Genomic DNA, 320 nt, shown 5'->3' on the forward strand with positions numbered 1-320 from the left:
ACCATGCGCGCTCGTGAAGATCTCAACATCGACACGCGCACCGCGACTGAGTACGGCGTTGTCCGTACCTTCTTCGATGGCGTGTTCTCCTGGACGTCCGGCAACTACGTCGGCACCGGTTCGGCCACCGGCACCACCGCCTACAGCGGTACGCTGGCTGCGGCCACCAACCCCGGCGCGACCACCACGGGTCTGTTCGGTTCGGGTGGCGGCTCGGTCAACGGCACCGACGGCAACACTTCGGCCGGTTCGCTCGGTGTGTACTACGCCTTCATCCAGTTCGCTGGCTTCACCATGGGTAAGGCCGTGTCGCAGTTCGA

1 protein-coding gene is annotated in these 320 nt (G+C 64.7%); it reads left to right on the top strand.

Annotated features, from left to right (window positions below; translation table 11 throughout):
- The coding region (locus AC0L3S_RS39250; RefSeq protein ID WP_473285328.1) for a porin at nt 1–320 on the top strand (320 nt) is incomplete at both ends.

The sequence above is a fragment of the Bradyrhizobium sp. Ken01 genome (assembly GCF_055807355.1).